Consider the following 429-nt stretch of genomic DNA (forward strand, 5'->3'; position numbering starts at 1 on the left):
GTGCTTCCGTCCTATCCTCGCGCAGCTTGGCCTTCACGCGACGCTTCGGCGCTTTGTTGCGTAATTGCAGGCTTAACTCCCGATAAAGACGATAGACGCGTTTGACGTTGATGGCCCAGCCGTCACGTTGCAGCAGGACATGGACCCGGCGATAGCCGTATCTCACCCGCGTCTCGCAGATGTCCTTGATCCGACTTTTGAGAGCGGCCTGGTCGCCGCGTTTCGACTTGTAGACGTACAGTGCGCGATCGATCCGAAGAGCCGAGCAGGCCCGCCTGATCGAGACCTTCCAGTCACTTCGCACCTTGTCGACAAGCTCACGCTTGCGGCCAGGCTTTAGAGCTTTTTTGACAGCACATCCTGAAGCATGGCCTTGTCCAACGACAGGTCGGCGACAATCCGCTTCAGCTTCCCGTTCTCTTCCTCAAG

The 429-nt window shown here is 57.8% G+C and carries 1 pseudogene; it reads right to left on the reverse strand.

The annotated features are described in order from the left end of the window. A pseudogene (locus QSV46_RS39180) lies at positions 1–429 on the reverse strand (IS3 family transposase); the annotation flags it as partial.

The organism is Bradyrhizobium cosmicum (assembly GCF_032290525.1).
Taxonomy (GTDB): Bacteria; Pseudomonadota; Alphaproteobacteria; order Rhizobiales; family Xanthobacteraceae; genus Bradyrhizobium; species Bradyrhizobium cosmicum_A.